The organism is Dactylosporangium cerinum, assembly GCF_042653625.1.
Taxonomy (GTDB): domain Bacteria; phylum Actinomycetota; class Actinomycetes; order Mycobacteriales; family Micromonosporaceae; genus Dactylosporangium; species Dactylosporangium cerinum.
In genome coordinates this window covers 20774-39646 of the sequence record NZ_JBHSIU010000114.1, presented here as the reverse complement: position 1 = coordinate 39646, position 18873 = coordinate 20774, and the positions used below count along the sequence as shown (strand labels likewise).

At 70.9% G+C, this 18873-nt stretch carries 15 protein-coding genes; 8 read left to right on the top strand and 7 right to left on the bottom strand.

Going from position 1 to position 18873, the window contains the following annotated elements; translation table 11 throughout:
• Positions 1–3: 3 nt before the first annotated feature.
• Both ACFPIJ_RS56340 and ACFPIJ_RS56335 read right to left on the bottom strand, forming a co-directional pair.
• Complete coding sequence (locus tag ACFPIJ_RS56340) at positions 4–981, bottom strand: carbohydrate ABC transporter permease (RefSeq protein WP_380127815.1); 978 nt, start codon at positions 979–981, stop codon at positions 4–6.
• Between the two features lie 7 nt (positions 982–988).
• Positions 989–2305, bottom strand: a complete 1317-nt coding sequence (locus ACFPIJ_RS56335; RefSeq protein WP_380127814.1) for an ABC transporter substrate-binding protein — start codon at positions 2303–2305, stop codon at positions 989–991.
• A 238-nt stretch (positions 2306–2543) separates the two neighbouring features.
• On the opposite strand from ACFPIJ_RS56335, the gene ACFPIJ_RS56330 reads away from it, so the two are divergent.
• The 5 genes from ACFPIJ_RS56330 to ACFPIJ_RS56310 all read left to right on the top strand — a co-directional run bounded on the left by ACFPIJ_RS56330 (position 2544) and on the right by ACFPIJ_RS56310 (position 8352).
• Entirely contained in the window at positions 2544–3857 is a 1314-nt protein-coding gene (locus tag ACFPIJ_RS56330; RefSeq protein ID WP_380127813.1) for an L-fuconate dehydratase, read from the top strand.
• Between the two features lies 1 nt (position 3858).
• Positions 3859–5370 (top strand): sugar ABC transporter ATP-binding protein, encoded by a 1512-nt coding sequence (locus tag ACFPIJ_RS56325; RefSeq protein ID WP_380127812.1) that lies wholly within the window; start codon positions 3859–3861, stop codon positions 5368–5370.
• Positions 5367–6335 (top strand): ABC transporter permease, encoded by a 969-nt coding sequence (locus tag ACFPIJ_RS56320; RefSeq protein ID WP_380127811.1) that lies wholly within the window; start codon positions 5367–5369, stop codon positions 6333–6335. The genes ACFPIJ_RS56325 and ACFPIJ_RS56320 overlap by 4 nt, the downstream gene beginning before the upstream one ends.
• A 27-nt stretch (positions 6336–6362) precedes the next feature.
• Positions 6363–7328: an ABC transporter substrate-binding protein gene (locus ACFPIJ_RS56315; protein ID WP_380127810.1), complete on the top strand. Its 966-nt coding sequence runs from the start codon at positions 6363–6365 to the stop codon at positions 7326–7328.
• A 67-nt stretch (positions 7329–7395) separates the two neighbouring features.
• Positions 7396–8352 (top strand): phosphotransferase family protein, encoded by a 957-nt coding sequence (locus ACFPIJ_RS56310; RefSeq protein ID WP_380127809.1) that lies wholly within the window; start codon positions 7396–7398, stop codon positions 8350–8352.
• A gap of 61 nt (positions 8353–8413) precedes the next feature.
• On the opposite strand, the gene ACFPIJ_RS56305 is transcribed toward ACFPIJ_RS56310, so the two are convergent.
• Positions 8414–9022 (bottom strand): hypothetical protein, encoded by a 609-nt coding sequence (locus ACFPIJ_RS56305; protein WP_380127808.1) that lies wholly within the window; start codon positions 9020–9022, stop codon positions 8414–8416.
• 117 nt (positions 9023–9139) lie between these two features.
• Here ACFPIJ_RS56305 and ACFPIJ_RS56300 point away from each other — a divergent pair, with 117 nt between their 5' ends.
• Positions 9140–10153, top strand: coding sequence for a LacI family DNA-binding transcriptional regulator (locus tag ACFPIJ_RS56300; protein ID WP_380127807.1), 1014 nt, complete (start codon positions 9140–9142; stop codon positions 10151–10153).
• An 8-nt stretch (positions 10154–10161) separates the two neighbouring features.
• On the opposite strand, the gene bglS is transcribed toward ACFPIJ_RS56300, so the two are convergent.
• Positions 10162–10923 carry a beta-glucanase gene (gene bglS, locus ACFPIJ_RS56295; RefSeq protein WP_380127806.1) on the bottom strand — a complete coding sequence of 254 codons (762 nt, stop codon included), beginning with the start codon at positions 10921–10923 and terminating at the stop codon, positions 10162–10164.
• A 175-nt stretch (positions 10924–11098) separates the two neighbouring features.
• Here bglS and ACFPIJ_RS56290 point away from each other — a divergent pair, with 175 nt between their 5' ends.
• Complete coding sequence (locus ACFPIJ_RS56290) at positions 11099–12106, top strand: glycoside hydrolase family 26 protein (protein ID WP_380127805.1); 1008 nt, start codon at positions 11099–11101, stop codon at positions 12104–12106.
• 51 nt (positions 12107–12157) lie between these two features.
• Positions 12158–14746: a type VII secretion protein EccCb gene (gene eccCb / locus ACFPIJ_RS56285; RefSeq protein ID WP_380127804.1), complete on the top strand. Its 2589-nt coding sequence runs from the start codon at positions 12158–12160 to the stop codon at positions 14744–14746.
• A gap of 104 nt (positions 14747–14850) precedes the next feature.
• Here the strand turns inward: eccCb and ACFPIJ_RS56280 are convergent, their stop codons facing one another.
• From ACFPIJ_RS56280 to ACFPIJ_RS56270, 3 genes are all read right to left on the bottom strand, one after another.
• Complete coding sequence (locus ACFPIJ_RS56280) at positions 14851–15948, bottom strand: M20/M25/M40 family metallo-hydrolase (RefSeq protein ID WP_380127803.1); 1098 nt, start codon at positions 15946–15948, stop codon at positions 14851–14853.
• 77 nt (positions 15949–16025) lie between these two features.
• Positions 16026–17975 carry an endo-beta-N-acetylglucosaminidase gene (locus ACFPIJ_RS56275; protein ID WP_380127802.1) on the bottom strand — a complete coding sequence of 650 codons (1950 nt, stop codon included), beginning with the start codon at positions 17973–17975 and terminating at the stop codon, positions 16026–16028.
• Between the two features lie 219 nt (positions 17976–18194).
• Positions 18195–18809 carry a TetR/AcrR family transcriptional regulator gene (locus ACFPIJ_RS56270; protein ID WP_380127801.1) on the bottom strand — a complete coding sequence of 205 codons (615 nt, stop codon included), beginning with the start codon at positions 18807–18809 and terminating at the stop codon, positions 18195–18197.
• Between the last annotated feature and the right edge of the window lie 64 nt (positions 18810–18873).

Sequence of the window (18873 nt, the reverse complement as noted above, 5' to 3'; positions counted from 1 at the left end):
GGGTCACCGTCCGTCGTCGAAGAGGCCGCTGCGGCGTACGACCAGCAGGCCGACGCCGAGCGTGATGGCCAGCAGGATCACCGACATGGCGGCGGCCATCGGGGTGTCGAGGATCTGGTACGCGTAGGAGAAGCCGAGCTGGTTCGGCGTCCACTGGGGTGCGATCAGCCCGTGCGTGACCTGGCTGAGGACCTGCGGCTCGAGGAACAGCTGGAAGCCGTAGGCGAGGTTGAGCAGCGTGAGGTACCCCAGCCACGGCCGGATCATCGGCAGCTTGACCCGCCACGCGGTGTCCCAGGCGCCCGCGCCGTCGATCCGCGCCGCCTCCAGGACGTGGTCGGGGATGCTGTGCAGCCCGCCGCCGAGCACCACGACCCAGGTGCCGGCGCCCTGGAAGAACAGCATCGCGGCGAGGATGTAGGGCAGGTTGCCGGGTTGGGCGACCTCGTTGAGGGTGCTGTAGCCGAAGCCGTGCCACAGGAACGCGATCGGGCTCTGCCCGGGGTCGAGCAGGAACAGCCAGAGCATGAAGTTGGCGACGCCGGCGAGGGCGCCGGGCAGGTAGTAGACGAAGCGCATGGTGGTGCCGAAGCGGCCGGGGCTCGCGTCGACGAGCAGCGCGAGCCCGACGACGCCGATGAGCATCAGCGGCAGCCAGATCAGCAGGGTGAGCGCGACGTTGCCGAAGGTCTCGGCGAAGCGGAGGTCCGACACGACCCGCTGGTAGGCGCTGATCCCGCCGAAGCCGGTCTCGGACTCGTTCTGCAGGCTCTTGACGACCGCGTAGCCGGCGGGGACGAGGCCGCCGACGAGCAGCAGCGCGACGTAGGGCAGGACGAGGACCGCGGCGGCGCGGCGGCCCATCCGCCCGGCCCGCCCGGTCCTGCCGGTGCGCCCGACCCTGCGGGCCGGCACTGGTTCGGGGTGGACCTGGTGGCGGGGGGTCCACGGTTCGGTCTGGATGCTCCTGTACGTCGTCACGGTGGCCTCACGCACTGTCGTGGACGGTGTAACCGAAGGACCGTGCCTCGCCGACGAGCCGCTCGCCGAAGACGGTCCAGGCGTGGGCGAAGGAACGGCCCGAGGTGAGCGCCGGTGTGACGGTGTGCGTCCACACGGTGCCGGTGTTGTAGCGGGTGTAGTCGCGTTCGGGTCGCACGATCGTGCTGGCCAGGACGAACGCGGCCGCGGCGGCGTCGAAGTCGGCGAGGTAGCCGGTTTCGCGCTGCCTGGTCAGCCACGGCTGTTGCAGTGGCCCGACGCCGGGCAGGCCGACGCTGAGGTCGACCTGCCAGCGCGGGTCGGTGGCGACGAACCGGGCGAAGGTCAGGGTGTTCTGCAGCTGGGTGCCTTTGATGTGGCGGGAGAACCCCCACAGGCCGCCGCCTTCGGAGCTGGTGAACGGGGTGGGGTCGGCGCTCCAGCGCAGCGGGGCGGCGGCGGCGATGCGGCCGGGCGGGACCTTCCAGGTGTCGCGGAACAGGAAGCTGCCCCACCACACCGCGCCGGGGCTCATGACGAGGCGCCGGCCGAGCGCGGCGGCGTCGGGGGAGAAGATGCCGGCGGGTGCGACGACGTCGGCGGCGACGAGGTGGTCGAGCAGGTCGCGGACGCGGGTGCAGCGTGGGTCGGCGAGGTTGATGTGCACCTGCCGCTCGCTGAGCCGGTCGTTGGTGGGGCAGCCGCTGGCCCACAGGTACCGGTCGGGGGCGTAGGCGTCGCCGAGGAAGCCGGTGAGGTAGCCGGGGTGTTCGGCGGCGATGCGTAGGCTGAGCTTCTCGTAGTCCTCCCAGGTGGTCGGCGGCTGGTAGCCCCAGGCGGCCATCAGCTGCTTGTCGTACCACAGCACGTCGGGCGCGGCGTCGTTGCGCAGGCAGCGGAACAGCCCGTCGATGCGGCACTGGGCGATGGAGCTGGGCGCGTACTGGGCGATGACGTCGGCCAGGTCGGTGGTGAGGTCCCGCACGTAGTTGATCTTCGAGTTGACGGCCCAGGCGATGTCGTCGTTGGACGGGAAGAAGATCGCGTCCGGCCAGCCGGTGCCGGCCTGGTTGAACAGCACGAACTTCTGCTGCAGCTCGGTGCTGCCGACGTTGCCGTTGATCGTCATGACGTCGACGGGGATCTCGGGGTGCGCCTGCTGGAAGGCGTTGACGGCGGGTAGGCGGGGCGGGTCGACCCACACGGTGATGCGCCCGCCCGAGTCGGTCGCGTCGTCGGCGGTGCCGGTGCCCTCGGGGCCTTTGCAGGCGCCGAGTCCGATCAGCGCGATCAGCGCGATCGTCGTGCCGGTGCGGCGGATCATCACGGGCCCCTTACCGAAGCCATCGGATGTCTAGTGGAGCAACGGTGGGATTAGACATGGGAGGTCTGCAAACGTCAACCCGGACAAATCGCGTCGCAGACCAATCGTTACCGAAAAACATCCTATGAATGTGGCGCTTCGGGGGAGACGAACCGCACAGGGCGGTGCTAGTGTCCGACGCCAATAGATCGGATCATTGCTCACCAGCATGGTCCGCGCGCCGGACGGAAGTATGTGCATGACGACGATCACCGCAGTACGGGTCCACGACGTACGTTTCCCGACGTCGCTGAGGCTCGACGGGTCGGACGCGATGAACAAGGACGCCGACTACTCGGCCGCGTACGTGGTGCTGGAGACCGACACCCCCGGCCTCGCCGGGCACGGCTTCACCTTCACCATCGGCCGCGGCACCGACCTGGTCACCGAGGCCGTGCGGCAGCGCGCACAGCCGCTGCTCGGCCGCGACGCCGGCGAGCTGTGCGGCGACCTCGGCGCGGTGTACCGGGAGCTGAGCGGCGACTCGCAGCTGCGCTGGCTGGGGCCGGAGAAGGGGGTCGTGCACCTCGCTCTCGCCGCGGTGATGAACGCGCTGTGGGACCTCGCCGCCCGCCGCGCCGGCAAGCCGCTGTGGCGGCTGCTCGCCGAGATGTCGCCGGAGGAGCTCGTCGCCGCGACCGACTTCCGGTACATCACCGACGCCCTGACCCCCGACGAGGCCCTCGCCATGCTGCGGGAGATGGAGCCGACCCGGGCCCAGCGGCTGCAGCAGCTGCGTGAGCTGGGCGGCTACCCGTGCTACACGACCAGCGCGGGCTGGCTCGGCTACGACGACGACAAGCTGCGCCGGCTGCTGAAGGAGGCGGTCGACTCCGGCTACCGGCACGTCAAGCTCAAGGTCGGGCAGGACCTCGCCGACGACATGCGGCGCCTGCGGATCGCCCGCGAGGTGATCGGCTGGGACGCCAACCTGATGATCGACGCCAACCAGGTCTGGGACGTGCCGGAGGCGATCGACTGGGTCGGCAAGCTGGCCGAGTTCCGTCCACTGTGGATCGAGGAGCCGACCAGCCCCGACGACGTCCTCGGCCACGCCGCGATCCGGCGGGCGGTGGCGCCCATCGGCGTCGCCACCGGCGAGCACGGCATGAACCGGGTGCTGTTCAAGCAGCTCTTCCAGGCCGGCGCGATCGACTACTGCCAGCTCGACTCGGCCCGGCTCGCCGGCGTCAACGAGATCCTCGCGGTCTACCTGATGGCGAAGAAGTTCGGCGTCCCGGTGTGCCCGCACGCCGGCGGGGTCGGGCTGTGCGAGCTCGTCCAGCACCTGTCGATCTTCGACTACGTCGCGGTGTCCGGTTCCCTGGACAGCCGCGTCACGGAGTACGTCGACCACCTGCACGAGCACTTCACCGACCCGTGCATCGTCGTCGACGGCCACTACGTGCTGCCGTCGGCGCCCGGATACAGCGCGCAGATGCACGAGCGGTCGCTGATCGAGTTCGGGTACCCGAACGGCGGGTACTGGCAGACGCGGGTCGGGGGTGCCTGACATGACGCTGCTGGAGGTGCGCGGCGCGAGCAAGAACTTCCCCGGCGTCCGGGCGCTCGACAACGTCGACCTGGAACTGCGCCACGGCGAGGTCCTGGCCCTCGTCGGGGAGAACGGCGCCGGCAAGTCGACCCTGATGAAACTGCTGTCCGGCATCGACCGGCCGGACGGCGGCGAGTTCTTCCTCGACGGCGTGCAGTACACCCCGGCGAGCCCCCGGCACGCCCAGGAGCTCGGCATCTCGATCATCCATCAGGAACTCAACCTGATGCCGGACCTCACCGTCGCGCAGAACATCTACATCGGCCGCGAGCCGCGCATCGGCGGCCTGCTGCTGTCCGAGCGGGCGCTCAACCGCCGCACCACCGAGCTGCTCGCCCGGCTCGGCCTGCCGCTGGAGCCCACCGACCTCATCGGTGACCTGACGGTGGCCCGGCAGCAGATGGTCGAGATCGCCAGGGCGCTGAGCTTCAACGCCCGGGTCCTGGTCATGGACGAGCCGACCGCGGCGCTGAACGAGGTCGAGGTCAACACGCTGTTCGGGCTCATCCGGCGGTTCGTCACCCCGACGACCGGCGTCATCTACATCTCGCACCGGATGCACGAACTGGCCGAGATCACCGACCGGATCACGGTGCTGCGCGACGGGCGGTACGTCGACACCCTCGACACCGCGTCCAGCACCGTCCCGCAGGTGATCTCGCTGATGGTCGGTCGCACGATCACCGGCGAGCAGCGGCCCCGCGCCGCGGTCGTCACCGGTGAACCGGTGCTGTCCGTGCGCGGCCTGCACACCAAGGCCCTGCTCCGCGACGTCAGCTTCGAGGTGCGCCGCGGGGAGATCCTCGGGTTCGCCGGGCTCATGGGCGCCGGCCGCACCGAGCTCGCCCGGGCCCTCGTCGGTGCGGACCGCAAGGACGGCGGCACGGTCACCGTCCACGGCCGCGAGGTCGCCATCTCCAACCCGGCCGACGCCGCCCGGGCCGGCATCGGCTACCTGTCCGAGGACCGCAAACGCTACGGCGTCCTGCTCGGGCGCAGCGTGCGCGACAACGTCGTGCTCGCCTCGATGCCCCGCTTCACCTCCGCGTTCGGTCTCGTCGCCGACCGGATGATCGGCAAGACCGCCACCGACTACGTCGCCAAGCTGCGCATCCGCACCCCGTCGACCGGGCAGCTGGTGCAGAACCTCTCCGGCGGCAACCAGCAGAAGACCGTCATCGCCAAGTGGCTCGTCCGCGACTGCGACGTGCTCATCTTCGACGAGCCGACCCGCGGTATCGACGTAGGCGCGAAGGACGAGATCTACGCGCTGCTCGACGAGCTCGCCGCCGACGGCAAGGCGATCGTGATGATCTCCTCCGAGCTGCCCGAGATCCTGCGGATGTCGCACCGGATCGCGGTCATGTGTCAGGGGCGGATCACCGCCGTGCTCGACAGTACCGAAGCCTCCCAAGAATTGATCATGGACTATGCCACCCGCTTCAGCGCCCAAGGAACGGTGACCTCGTGACCGCGATCCCAATCCCCGCCAGGGTCCGGGGCTCCGTGCAGCAGCTGCTCGCGCTCGCCAGCCTCATCGCGATCCTCGTGTTCTTCTCGTTCGCCAGCCCGTACTTCTTCACCCCGAGCAACCTCGTCGGCATCCTCATGGCCGCCACGGTCACCGGGATCCTGGCCCTGGGCACGACGTTCGTCATCGTCTCCGGCGGCATCGACCTGTCCATCGGCACCGGCATGATCCTGTGCGGCGTGATGACGGGCGTGTTCATGACCTACTGGGGCTGGCCCGCCTGGGCCGGCGTCATCGGGGCGATCCTGTTCGGCGGCCTGATCGGCTTCATCAACGGGTTCAACGTGTCCGTGCTGGGGCTGCCACCGTTCATCGCGACGCTCGGCATGATGCTCGTCGCGTCCGGCCTGTCCCTGGTCATCTCCGGCACGAAACCGATCTACTTCAAGGAACACCCCGACTTCCAGCTCCTGATGAACTACGACGTGATCCCGGGCGCCCGCTTCCCGCTCGGCGTGCTCATCTTCCTCATCCTCACCGTCGTGGCCGCACTCGTGCTCGCCAAGACCATCGTCGGGCGGTACGCCTTCTCCATCGGCAGCAACGAGGCTGCCACCGCCCTGTCCGGTGTCAACGTGGTGCGCTGGAAGCTCACCATCTACACGATCGCCGGGCTGTTCGTCGGCATCGCCGGCGTCCTGGCCGCGTCCCGGCTCAGCTCCGCCCAACCCGTCGGCGGCATGGGCCTGGAGCTGGAAGCCATCGCCGCGGTCGTCATCGGCGGCACCTCACTGCAAGGCGGGCGCGGCTCGATCGCCGGCACCGTCGTCGGCGCCCTCATCGTCGCCGTGCTCACCAACGGCCTGCGCGTCACCGCCGTGCCGCAGGAGTGGCAATCGGTCGTGGTCGGCTGCGTCATCCTCGTCGCCGTCTACGTCGACATGCTGCGCAGAAAAGCGAACTGAACACCCCCCACCTTCAAGGAGTTCCAGATGCACAGGAAGGCGTTCGTCGCGCTGCTCGGCGCGACCGCGATCACCTTAGCGCTCGGCGCCTGCTCCGAGGCCGCCGAGAAGCCCGGCGCGGAGAAGAAGCCCTACGTCGCGCTCATCTCCAAGGGCTTCCGCCACCAGTTCTGGCAGGCCGTGAAGGCCGGCGCGGAACAGGCCGGCAAGGAGTTCAACGTCGACGTCACGTTCGAAGGCGCCCAGGAGGAGGGCAACGTCGAGCAGCAGATCCAGCTGCTGCAGACCGTCATCGACAAGAAGCCCGGCGCGATCGGTTTCGCGGCCATCGACAGCCAGGCCGCCGGCCCGCTCATGACCCAGGCGAAGAACGCCAAGATCCCGGTGATCGCGTTCGACTCCGGTGTCGACAGCGACGTGCCGATCACCACCGCCTCCACCGACAACCTCGCCGCCGCCGCCGAGGCCGCCAAGCACATGGCCGAGAAGATCGGCCACGAGGGCAAGATCGCCATGGTCGTCCACGACCAGACCAGCGTCACCGGCGTGCAGCGCCGCGACGGCTTCCAGGAGTACATCAAGAAGAACGAGCCGAAGATCCAGATCGTCGACGTCCAGTACAGCGGCGACCCGTTGAAGGCCACCGACCTCGCCAAGGCGATCCTCACCGCCAACCCCGACCTCAAGGGCATCTACGGCTCCAACGAGGGCGCCGCGATCGGCGTGCTGCACGCGGTCCAGGAGAAGGGCCTCACCGGCAAGATCACGATCGTCGGCTTCGACTCCGGCAAGGACCAGATCGACGCCATCAAGGCCGGCACGATGTACGGGGCCATCACCCAGAACCCCGTCGGCATCGGCTACGAGACCGTCAAGGCCGCCGTCGCCGCCATCAAGGGCGAGAAGCTGCCGAAGACGATCGACACCGGCTTCTACTGGTACGACAAGACCAACATCGACGACGCCAAGATCTCCGCAGTCCTGTACCAGTGACACACAGGCCGCCGGGCACGCCCTTCGCGGGGCGCGCCCGGCGGTCGTTCCCCGTCATGCTGACCGGATGCACCTGACCTGGTTGGACGAGCCGACCCTCGACGCGGTCCGCGATGGGCTGCGCAGAGTAGCGCCGGACCTGGCCGACGCCACCATCGTGCCCCGCGGACTCGAACCCGCCGACGATCCGCAATGGTGCGCCGCCAGCGCTGTCGTGGACGACCGGTTCGTCGTCAAGTTCGCCTGGGCGCAACCACCCGCCCGGCGGATCTGGCACGAGACACAGGTCCTGGACGCGCTGCGGGCGGCCGCACCCCGGCTGCCGCTGCCCGAGGTCGTGACTGCGTCCCGAGCGCCGGCGATGCTGGTCACACGCCGAGTGTCGGCCTTGCCGTTCTTCGACATACGTCACCTCATCGGGCCGGCCGACCGGAATCCTGCCGCGCGGGACCTTGCCACCGTCCTCGCCGACCTTCACCACCCCGACGTGCTGCACACGGTGTCCGACGCGATCGGCCCGCCGCCCGACCCGACAACACAAGCGGCAACGCACACGACCACCGACACCCTGCGGGACCGATTCGGTGTACTGGTCAGACCCGACCAGCGCGACCGGGTGCTGTCCTGGTGTGACTGGGCCGACCACACACTCGCAGCCCCGGGCAGGACCGTCCTGGTGCACGGCGACTTCCACGGCGGCAACCACCTTTGGGACCGGCACACACTGCGGCTGCGCCTGATCGTCGACCTGGAGACGGCCGGTGCCGGCGAACCCGAGTTCGACCTGCGCTGCCTACCGGCCGACTGCGGCATCGACCTGTTCACCGCCACCGTTGCCCACTACCAGGAGCTGACCGGCACCAACCTGGACATGCACCGAATCATGGCCTGGCACCTCCGCACCGTCCTCGGCGACGCGCTGTGGCGAGCCGAAGCCGGAGTCGCGTTGCCCGACAACCGCACACCGGCGCAATGGGTCGACAGTCTGACCGCCAGGTTCACCGCGCTCGGGACCTTCCACTAGGAGGCCGACCCAGCAGATACACACGGCCGGCCACTGTCAGCAGGCTCCTGGGGAGAACCCGTCAATTCGCGACAGATTCCCCAGCCGCCTGGACCTGCGGGTGTGCGGCGACCGTGGCGGCGACGAGATACACCACGAGCGCGACCGTGGTCCATGTCGCCAGCGGCGCGCCGCTGACCGTGGAGTGGGACGCCAGCTGCGGGCCGAACGCGGCAAGGGCCGCCAGCAGCTCGAAGCGCAGCACCGCGACCGCCGTCAACGCACCCACCGCGAGCGCGCAGCCGATCGTCCACAGGTACGCCGGCAGCCGCTTGCCGATGCCGACGACGGCCAGCAACCCGATCGCCACGACACAGGCGATCGCGAAGCCGTCCAGCACCCCCGGAACGGCGTGGCCCAGCGCGCTGCGGGCCGCGGCGTGCTCCCCGTCGTCGAACAGCTGCCGCATCGACGCCTCACCGTGCGCCGCGACCCGCCCGTCGGGGAACAGGTCCACGTCGAGGCGCCGGCCCGGGTCGGCGTCGTGGTTGCCGCGCGCGGTGCTCAACCCGAGCACGGTGCACGTCGCCCACGCTCCGGTGGTCAACCCGACCAGCGCCACCGCCGCCCCGGCCGCCGCGACCGCGGCCGCCCCCCGACCGAGCCACACCCGCACCGCGCCCTCGTCCATGCATCCCCCGTACAAGACCCGTCGATTCCTACAGCCGTCAATGTACCGGCCGTCGCGTCTCCGCCCGGCTCCTGCTGCGGCTTTACACGTCCGCGCAGGTCTCCCTACGATGCACGAATGCCGTCACCGGCCTCGTCCCGACCGCCAACGCTCGACGAGGTCGCCGAGCGCGCGCGGGTGTCCCGCACCGTCGCCTCCCGCGTCATCAACAACGGCCCCAATGTCAGCCGGGCCAAGCGGGACGCGGTCGAGAAGGCGATCCGGGAGCTCGGATTCACGCCCAATCGCAGCGCGCGGGCCCTCGCGACCCGGCAGACCGGCGTGGTGGTGCTGGCGGTCACCGGCGACGGGCCGGAGGTGTTCGCGGACCCGTTCTTCGCGCAGCTGATCGTCGGGGCGTCCGCCGCGCTGGAGAAGACCGACCTGCACCTGATGCTCAGCCTCATCACGTCCGGCCACGGCCAGCAGCGGCTGCGCAACTTCCTGCAGACCCGCGGCGCCGACGGGGTGATGCTGGTGGCGACGCGCGGCGTCGACCCGCTGGTCGACATCGTCGCGCAGTCGGGGCTGCCGACGGTGTTCATCGGGCTGCCGAAGGACGGGACGCCGCCGTACTACATCGACGTCGACAACGCCGGCGGGTCGCGGGCGGCGACCGAGCACCTCCTGCGCGGCGGCCGGCGGCGGATCGCCGTGATCACCGGGCCGCCGGACACGGCGGTCGGCCGGGAACGGCATCGCGGGTTTGTCGAGGCGTTGCGGCTGGCCGGGCTGGAGCCGTATGCCACCGCGGCGGGCGACTTCCTGGAGCCCAGCGGCGCCGAGGCCATGCGCGTGCTGCTGAGCACGCACCCGGACCTCGACGCCGTGGTCGTCGGCAACGACAACATGGCGGCCGGAGCGTTGCGGGTGCTGCGTGCCGCCGGCCGTTCGGTCCCCGGCGACGTGGCCCTGGTCGGCTTCGACGACCTGCCGATCGCGGAGCACACCGACCCGAAGCTGACCACCGTCCACCAGCCCGTCCAGGCGCTGGGCCGCGAGGCCGCCCGCATCCTGGTCGAGCTGCTGGACGGTGGTCAGCCGGCGTCGTCCGTCCTGCCGACGAGGCTCGTCGTGCGCGCGTCGGCCTGAGGCGGCCGTCAGTACCGGGTGTACTGCATCCGGTCGTAGAAGGCGGTCAGCTTGGTGCCCGGGTAGGTGAACGGCTGCAACCAGCCGTCGACGCCGATACCGGGCCAGAGGTTCATCATGATGCGTTGCGGGTGGGTGGGCAGCGGCCCGCGCGACCCGGTCTCCTGGTGGACGAGCCGTCCGTCGACGAACCAGTTGATGGTGCCCCCGTTCCACCACTCGAAGGCGTAGGAGTGATAGGCCGCCGAGGCGTCGAAGCCCAGGTTGATGACGGTCTCGTGGCCGCCGACGCCGCCGGTGAAGTAGTTGGTCTGCAGTTGCGTGGTGTTCTTGCCGAGGATCTCCACGTCGATCTCGTCCCAGGGCTGGCCGTCGCTGGGCCCGGTGTAGGTGAAGAACGAGGTCACGGTGCCGGGGTTCTTGACGGCCTTCAGGCGCGCCTCGAAGCGGCCGTACGTGTACAGGTCGGTCGTGCGGAACTCGCCGGCGGCGTACGGCTTGCCTGAGCAGCCACCCGGGCAGGACTCGGTGTCCAGGTTGATGCCCATGACGCCGCCGTTGAACCAGACGTGGTCGGCGCGCCAGCCGGCGTTGAACATGCTGCCGTTGCTGTAGCCGTCGGCCTTGTACCAGCGACCGGTGTCGAACGCGTCGAAGTTGTCGACGAAGCCGGCGCCGATGGCCGCCTCCGCCCGGTGCACACCGGTGCCGATCAGGGCGGCGACGAGGCCGAGCGTGGCGATGAGCAGTGCGATCGGAGTTTTCTGCACTGACGTCTCCAGTTCTCGGGGATTGGCGGATCCCTTGAACGCCGAACTGGAAGCGCTTCCAGTCGGCGCTACGCGCATCCTGTGCCCATTTCCGGTTCTTGTCAAACAGGTCTTTACGTCGACAGTCCTGGATGGGTACCTTCCGAACTGGAAGCGCTACCAGTCTGGAGGCACCATGCGGAGACGCACACTGCTGGGCACGTTGGCGGCTGCCGCCGTCGCGCCGGCGGTATCCGGTACACCCGCCGAAGCCGCGACACCGACCCGCTACCTGGGCATGTTCAGGGAGGAGGACCCCAGCGTCGCCGCCGCCAACGTCAGGCACCTGTACGGCGTCACCCCCGCCAGCGTGATGTGGTTCGACAGCTGGGCCAGCGGCCGCCCCTTCCCGGTGGACGAGGCCAGGATGCTCTGGCGGCGCGGCATCATGCCGCACTACACCTGGGAACCCTGGGACACCGCCCTCGGCCCGAACGACCCCGCCCAGATCCACCTGCAGGACATCATCGACGGCTCCTGGGACGCCTACATCACCGCACGCGCCAGGGAGTTCGCCGCGGTGCGTCAGCCGATCCTGGTCCGCTGGGGCCACGAGTTCAACGGCAACTGGTACCCGTGGGGCATCGCCAACAACAACGCCGACCCGTCCCTGTACGTGCGCGCGCACCGCCACATCCACGACCTCGTGTCGGCCACCGGCGCCCGGAACGTGCAATGGGTGTGGGCCTACAACAACGGCTCGTCACCCGACACCGCGTACAACGACCCGGCCGCCGCCTACCCGGGCGACCGGTACGTCGACTGGATCGGCATCGACGGCTACAACTGGGGCTTCGGCCCGTCCTGGGACCCGGCCGGCGACCACTGGACGACCTTCACCGCCACCTTCGACGCCGCCTACGCCAAGTCCCGTGCCATCGCCCCGCGCAAGCCGGTGATGCTCGGCGAGTTCGCGTCCACCGAGGACGGCGGCGACAAGGCCCAGTGGCTCAAGGACCTGGACACGACCCTGCGTTCGGGCGCGTACCCGGATCTGAAGCTGCTCACGTACTTCGACCTGACCAAGGAGGAGGCCTGGTCACCGAACTCATCCCCGGCCGCGCTCGCCGCCTTCAAGATCTGGGTCCAGCGGCGGTACATGAACGGCCGAGGCCACGAACTGGCCCGCATCGCTTGTTCATAGTCCGATCGGCACCGGCCCACCCTGCCGGGGCGGGCCCGCTACGGTGGGCCGGTGCGTGCCATTGAGGACCGGATCGCGGTCGCGCGGGAGACGGTTGAGCGTCAATATCCGGTGGAGGCGGCGGTGCGGGCAGTCCACGAGCTGGGCGAGCTTGCCCTGCTGCCCGGCAGCGACCTGCTCGGCATCGCGCGGGCGCTGGTCGACGCTTCCGACCACGGGCCCGAGCCGCTGGTGGCCGCCGCGCGGACCGTGCTGCAGGCCGTCACCAGCCTCGCTCCCGCGCCGGTGGTCGCGGACGGCGGCCGGGACGGGCAGGTGCGGTTCGAGGCGCTGCTCGGCCTCGGCGACCCCGGCGCCTTCGAGCCCGCGACGGCCTGGCGGCGCCTTCGCGGCCGGCTCCGGGTGCCGCTCGGGGTGGGGACGGACGGCACCCCGGTCACGATCGACTTCACGGACGCCACGCACGGGCTGATCGTGGGCGCACCCGGCTCGGGGAAGTCCGAGCTGCTGCGGGCGGTGATCCTCGCCCTCGCCGTCGCGCACCCGCCCGAGGACGTCAACTTCGTCTTCGTCGACCATCACGGTGGCTCGACGTTCGCCCCGTTCGAGCTGCTGCCGCACACCGCGGCGATGATGACCGGGATCGGGTGGTCGCCGGACCTCATCGACCGCTGCTTCGACACCATCGCCGGGGAACTGTCCCGCCGGGCGGCGCCCGGTTGGACCGGGCCCGCGCTGTTCGTCGTCGTGGACGAGTTCACCGAACTGCTCACCAGCCGGCCCGACGTCATCGACCTGTTCGTGCAGGTGGGTCGGGTAGGCCGGTCGCTGGGGGTACACCAGCTGCTGGCGACGCAACGGCTCGAGGAAGGCCGGCTACGGGGCCTGGACAACTACCTGCCGTCACGGATCGCGCTGCGCACGTTCAGCACGCGGGAGAGCCGCGCCGCGATCGGTGTGCCGGACGCCTACGAGCTGCCCATGACGCCTGGGGCGGGGTACCTGCGGACCGGCTCGGACGCGCCGGTCCGGTTCCGCGGGCCGACCGCGTTCCACCGGTACTGGCCGCAGGCGGACCCGGCGTGGCAGCGCGTCCTGCACAGCCTCGCCGCCTGGGGGTCGCCGAACGTGGCGGAGGTGCTGGTCGACCGGATGCGCGCCGCCGCCCCGCCGGTGCGCCCGCTGTGGCTGCCGCCGCTGACATCGTCGCCGACGCTCGGTTCACTGCCCGCGGACGCGCCCGGCCGTGGGGTGCCGCTGGCGCGCGTCGACGTTCCCTTCGAGCGGCGGTACGACGTCCTCACCGTGCCGATCGACGACGGCAACATCGCCATCGTGGGCGGGCCGCGCAGCGGGAAGTCGACCGCGCTGCAGACGCTCGCGCTCGGGCTGGCTCAGACCCACACGCCCGCGGAACTGCAGGTGTACGCCATCGGGCAGGCGCTGGCCCCGCTGACCGGCCTGCCGCACACCGCGGGCGTCGCCGACCGCCGCGGCGACCTGGTGCCGCGGATCCTGGGCGAGCTGCACGCGCGCCTGGACCGCCCACTCGCCGGCCGCGCGTACCTGCTCGTCGACGACTGGGGCGTGGCCCGCGACGACTTCGAAGACCTGTTGCTCGACCTCGCCGTGCGCGGACCCGCCCACGGCATCCACCTCGCCGTCACGGCCCGCCGCTGGGCGGAGCTGCGGCCGAGGATCCGGGACACCGTCACCGCCCGGATCGAGCTGCGCCTGGGCGACCCCGCCGAGTCGGGGATCGACCGCCGGGCCGCCAGCCGTGTCCCGTACGACCTGCCGGGCCGTGGCCTCACCGCCGACCGCCTGCAGATGATGGTGGCCCGGCCGCAACTGACCGAGGACGGCGACCTGGACGCGGCGGTCGCGGCGATCCGCGCGGCCTGGCCGTTCGAGCCGGCGCCGGCCGTCTCGCCGGTGCCGGAACGGCTGTCACCGGCGGTGCTGCCCGAGCCGCGGCGGGGCCTTCTCCCGATCGGCGTCGAGCAGATCACGCTGCGGCCGGTCGCGGTGGACTTCGCCGCCGAACCGCACCTGATCGTCCTGGGCGACGAAGGGTCCGGCAAGACCTCGTTCCTGCGCGGCCTGGCCCGGTCGATCGAGCGCGCGTACCGGCCGGAGGATGCCCGGATCGTCGTTGTCGACTACCGCCGTGGCCTGCTCGGCGCGGTCGGTGAGCCGCATTTGATCGGGTACTGCACCGGCCCCCAGCGCGCCGGTGACGTGGTGCACCAGGTGGTCGACGCGTTCAAGGCGCGGGTGCGCGGCCCCGAGCTGTTCCTGCTCGTCGACGACTACGACCTGGTCGCCGACGCCACCAATCCGCTCGCGGACCTGACTGAGCTCCTGCCGCGCGCCGGTGAGATCGGGCTGCACGTGGTGATCGCCCGCCGGGTCCGCGGCGCCGGCCGGGCGATGTTCGAGCCGGTCCTGCGGACCCTGCGGGACCTGTCCGCGCCGGGAATCCTGTTGTCCGGTCCCCGCGAGGAGGGCCAGGTGTTCGCCGGCGTCACGCCCGAGATCCTGCCGCCCGGCCGGGGCTGGCGCGTGTCCCGCCGCGACGGCAGGCGCCTCATCCAGCTGGCGTGGCACCAGCCTCCGCTACCGGCGTCCGCGGCGTGAGGAACCGTCCACCTTTGCCTCCTGGGACGTAGAGGCCTACGGCATGCAGATCGTCAACTTCTACCGGCAAGGGCCCAGCCTGTCGCCAACCGGTTGAACCTGGCTCACTGCTCACTGTCCAGTATGGACACGGTGGCCGCGAGAGCGGTCAGGCCTGCGGGCAGGTCGGCCAGGTCGATCCACTCCTCCTCGGTGTGCTCGCCCTCGCCGGTGGTCACCCCGATGGCGAGCGCCGGCACTCCCGCTGCGTAGGCGGCGTTGGCGTCGGTGCTGGCAGCGACCAGCCGCACCGGCCGTCCCGCCTGTCGCAGCGCGGCGGACGCGGCCCGGACCAGGGGAGCGTCGGACGGGATCTCACCGGCCGGCCGCCGCCCCAGGTCGGCGACGGTCACCTCGAGCCCGGCCGACTCGGGACCCGAACGCCAGGCCTCGATCGCGTCGTGCAGGGCGGCCTCCCGCGCCGCCAGGGTCTCCGGCCGCACCGCTCGCAGGTCGACGTCGAACCAGCACTCCCGGGCCCGCGCGTTGATCGCCTCGCCGCCGCCGATCCGCCCGATGTTGACGGACGTGTCCGGCATGGGCGGCAGCCGCCTGAGTGCCTCCGCCGCCAGCACGATCGCGCCGTGCACGGCGCTGGGCGCGTCGGCCCGCTCCCAGGCGTGGCCGCCCGGCCCGCTCACCGTGATCCGGCACCGGGCCGAGCCGACCCCACGGGTGGCGATCTTGTCGAGGTAGTTGCCTTCCACGGCGATGAACGCGCCGACGGGCACGGGCGGCCGGTGCAGCGCCTCCGTCGCGCCGGCCAGGTTGCCGAGGCCCTCCTCGCCAACGGTGGCCACCACCCAGACCGGTCGGCGGGTGCTCGCCGGCAGCAGCACGGCCAGCTCGGCGAGCGCCGCCACGGCGACGGTGTTGTCGCCGACGCCGAGTCCGCACAGCCGGGTGCCGTCCCGGCGGGTCGCGTGGTCCATGTCGGCGCCGAAGACCGTGTCGAGGTGGGCCCCGAGGACGATCGCGGGACCCGTACCTTCGCGGACCCGGCCCCACAGGTTGCCGACGGCGTCGGTGTGCACCTCGGCCAGGCCGTCGCCGCGCCACCACGCACCGACCACGGCGGCGCGGGCCTGCTCCTCGCCGGTCGGCGCGGGAATCACGGTGAGTTCCTCGGTGCGGGCGACCACCCGCGCAACTGACGACTCCACGCCCCTACCCCACCACAACGCGGACGCCACCGCTCACCGGGCCGGCCCGAGGCTGGTCGGGGGCCGGTCAGCATGGGTCACGCGGGCCAGTTCAGGGTGGTCTCGGCGGGTTTCGAAGCGGTCAGGTCGTGGCCGACGGCCTGGACCAGCAGCGTGGTGCGGGCGTCGGGACGGCTGCCGCTCGTGGTGCGCCGCACGGACGGCAGGTAGAACCCGGTGCCGTTCGTGGTGCCGAGGTAGGTCAGCGTGGTGCCGTCCTGGCTCCTGCTGGACAGCCGGTACCGGTACGGCGGCCGGGCCGGCGCGGACCAGCGCAGCAGGACCTCGGCGAGGTTGCCCTGAATGTCGCTGCGCACGACGGTGAACGCCGTCGGTGCGGCCGGCGCCCCGGACTGCCCGGCGTCGAGCACGGCGAGCATGCCGACGTTCAGGTCGACGAGACGTGGGCCGGCGCCGGTCAGCCGCACCGCGAGGGCGATCTCCACGATCGGCTTGCCGGTGGCCGGGAGGTCGACGGTGGTGGTGCCCCAGCTCGAGAACGGCGTGGTGACGTTGGAGTACGTGAACCCGCTGCCCTCGTGCCGGACGCCGACCTGGAGTGTGAATCCGTTCGGCTGGACGCTGCTGCGGCACGCGATACGGATCTGCCGTCCGGTGCCGGTGGGCAGGTCGGTCTGGTAGAGCCGGATGAGGTTGTCGGCGCTGAGCGAGCCGTTGATCCGCAGGCTGGATCCGCCCTGCCAAGCGGTCGTGAAGTCCAGTCCGGCGGTGAGGGGCTTCCCGGCGCCGGTGGTCACCACCCAGCGGTACGTGGGCAGGACGTCCTGCAGGCCGAGGTGGTTCCAGCCGTTCTCCTGTGCGGCGCCGTCGATCGCGTACCGCGTGCCGTGCCCGGCGTTGAACGTCGTGGTGAACGGGGTCGCCACGATCGGGGTGCGTTCCGCCAGCGACGACGAGAGCCCCTTCCACTCCCAGCCGGGCACCGGCGTGGACGGGTTGCCGGTCGGGCCGGTCCAGAGCTTCGACTCGTTGGCGTAGAAGTCGGTGAGGAAGACGTCGTCGGCCGGCCGGTCCGGCGGCGGGGTCGCCTGCTCGAAGCTCCACTGGGTCCCGTACAGGCCGACCGACGTGATCCGCGGGTCGAGACCGAACACCACGTCGACGTCCGTCCCGGACAGGCCGATGCCGCCGAGGTCGTAGTCGGCGTACAGGGAACGGCTGTCACGGTCGAGGCTGCGCGCGAGCGCGGCGGAGTCCTTCAGCCCTTGCACGGTCCAGTCGCTGTCGATGAGGAACGCGTCGGACGCCTGGAAGAACCGGACGTTCTCGTCGTTCAGCATGTGCTGCCAGCCGACCTTGCCGTCGGCGGTCATCGCGTCGTACCAGCCGATGCCCAGCCCGGCCTCGGCGGCCCGCGACCGCAGCTGGACCATGGTGTCGCGGACGTCGCCGGCGATGTGCCGGTGGACCGGGGTCTCCTGGTTGACGAACCATCCGTCGAAGCCGTAGTACTGGGCGATCTGCACCAGCGCCTCCGGTACCCGCGGATGGTTGAAGTCCTTGACCTGTTTGACGTATTCCGGGTCGGTGTGGTTGCCGAAGAACACGGTGCCGTAGACGGGGACGCCGTTGCGGTGCGCGGCGTCGGTGACCGCGGGGCTCGGCGCGACGATCAGGCCTTCGTCGATGGCGCCGCCCCAGTAGACGAGGGTGCCGACGTACTGCCAGTACCCGAACGCGTAGTACTGCACGTCGTCGCTGCCCAGCGACGGGTGGCCGGAGGTGTGCCCGAAGACGGACAGGGCCATCAGGTCGCCGTTGCAGGCCTGTGCGGTGGGGTTCGCGGCGTACTGCTGCCGCCACCGCCGTTCGGCGCGCTGCACGCTGGCCCGGTTGAACGGGTCGTTCGCGGTCGCCGGTGACCAGGTGTGCAGGTCCTTCGGGAACCAGTGCGGTGACGTCGGCTGCAGGCGAAGCGCCCGGGGCCGAGGCGGGCGATGGGCCGAGGGGGTTCTGTCGTGATGCATCGATTCCTCCCTGTGTCGGTCCGGCCGGGGCCGGTGTGTCGCGTAACGACGGGAGGACGGGACCGGCCCAGGGCGCTGATACGTGCCGTCCGATAGCGGACAGATCCCAAGTTCAGGAGCGGCGGCCGCGCGTCGGCCCGGTCAGCCGGTGGCCGCACGCCTGACGGTGTCGAGGGGAACCGTGGTGAAGCCCGTTCTGTTGGACGCAATGAGGGGGTGTCACGCGGCGGGCCTGCTGCGGGAGGTCCGGGTGCGCGGCCGTGGGCCCATTCCGGTGAAGAGGGCGGCGAGGATGCGGTCGACGTATTCGTGGCTGAGGGGTTCCTGGGTGATCAGGAGCTGGAAGTACAGCGGGCCGGACAGGATCGCCATGGCCAGGTCGAGGTCGAGGTCGGAGGACAGCTGGCCCTGATCGCGGGCGGCCCGCAGGCGGGCGACGGTCTTGTTCGCCTGTGGGGTGATGAAGCGTTCGTTGAGTGCGGCGGCGAGCTGCCGGTCGTGCTGGGCCTCGCCGACCAGGGCCTGGAACAGCGGGCCGAAGGGCGGCGCGGCCAGCAGGTCCACGGCCGCGTAGATCTGCGTGCGCAGGTCGGCGGCGACGTCGCCGGTGTCGGGGTAGTCCAGGCCGGGCTCGTGCAGTGACAGCAGCGAGTCGAGCAGCAGGGCGCCCTTGGAGGACCAGCGGCGGTAGATGGTGTGCTTGCCCGCGCCGGTGCGGGCGGCGACCCCTTCGATGCTCAGCTTGGCGTAGCCGATCTCCTGACCCAGCTCCAGCGTGGCGCGCATGATGGCTTCGGTCCGGTCGGCCCCGCGGCGGTGTGGGGTGTCGGTCATGGCGTCACTTTATCGGTACGGCGCGTGCCGTTCTTGACAAGCGGCGACCGTTCCGGACAAGCTC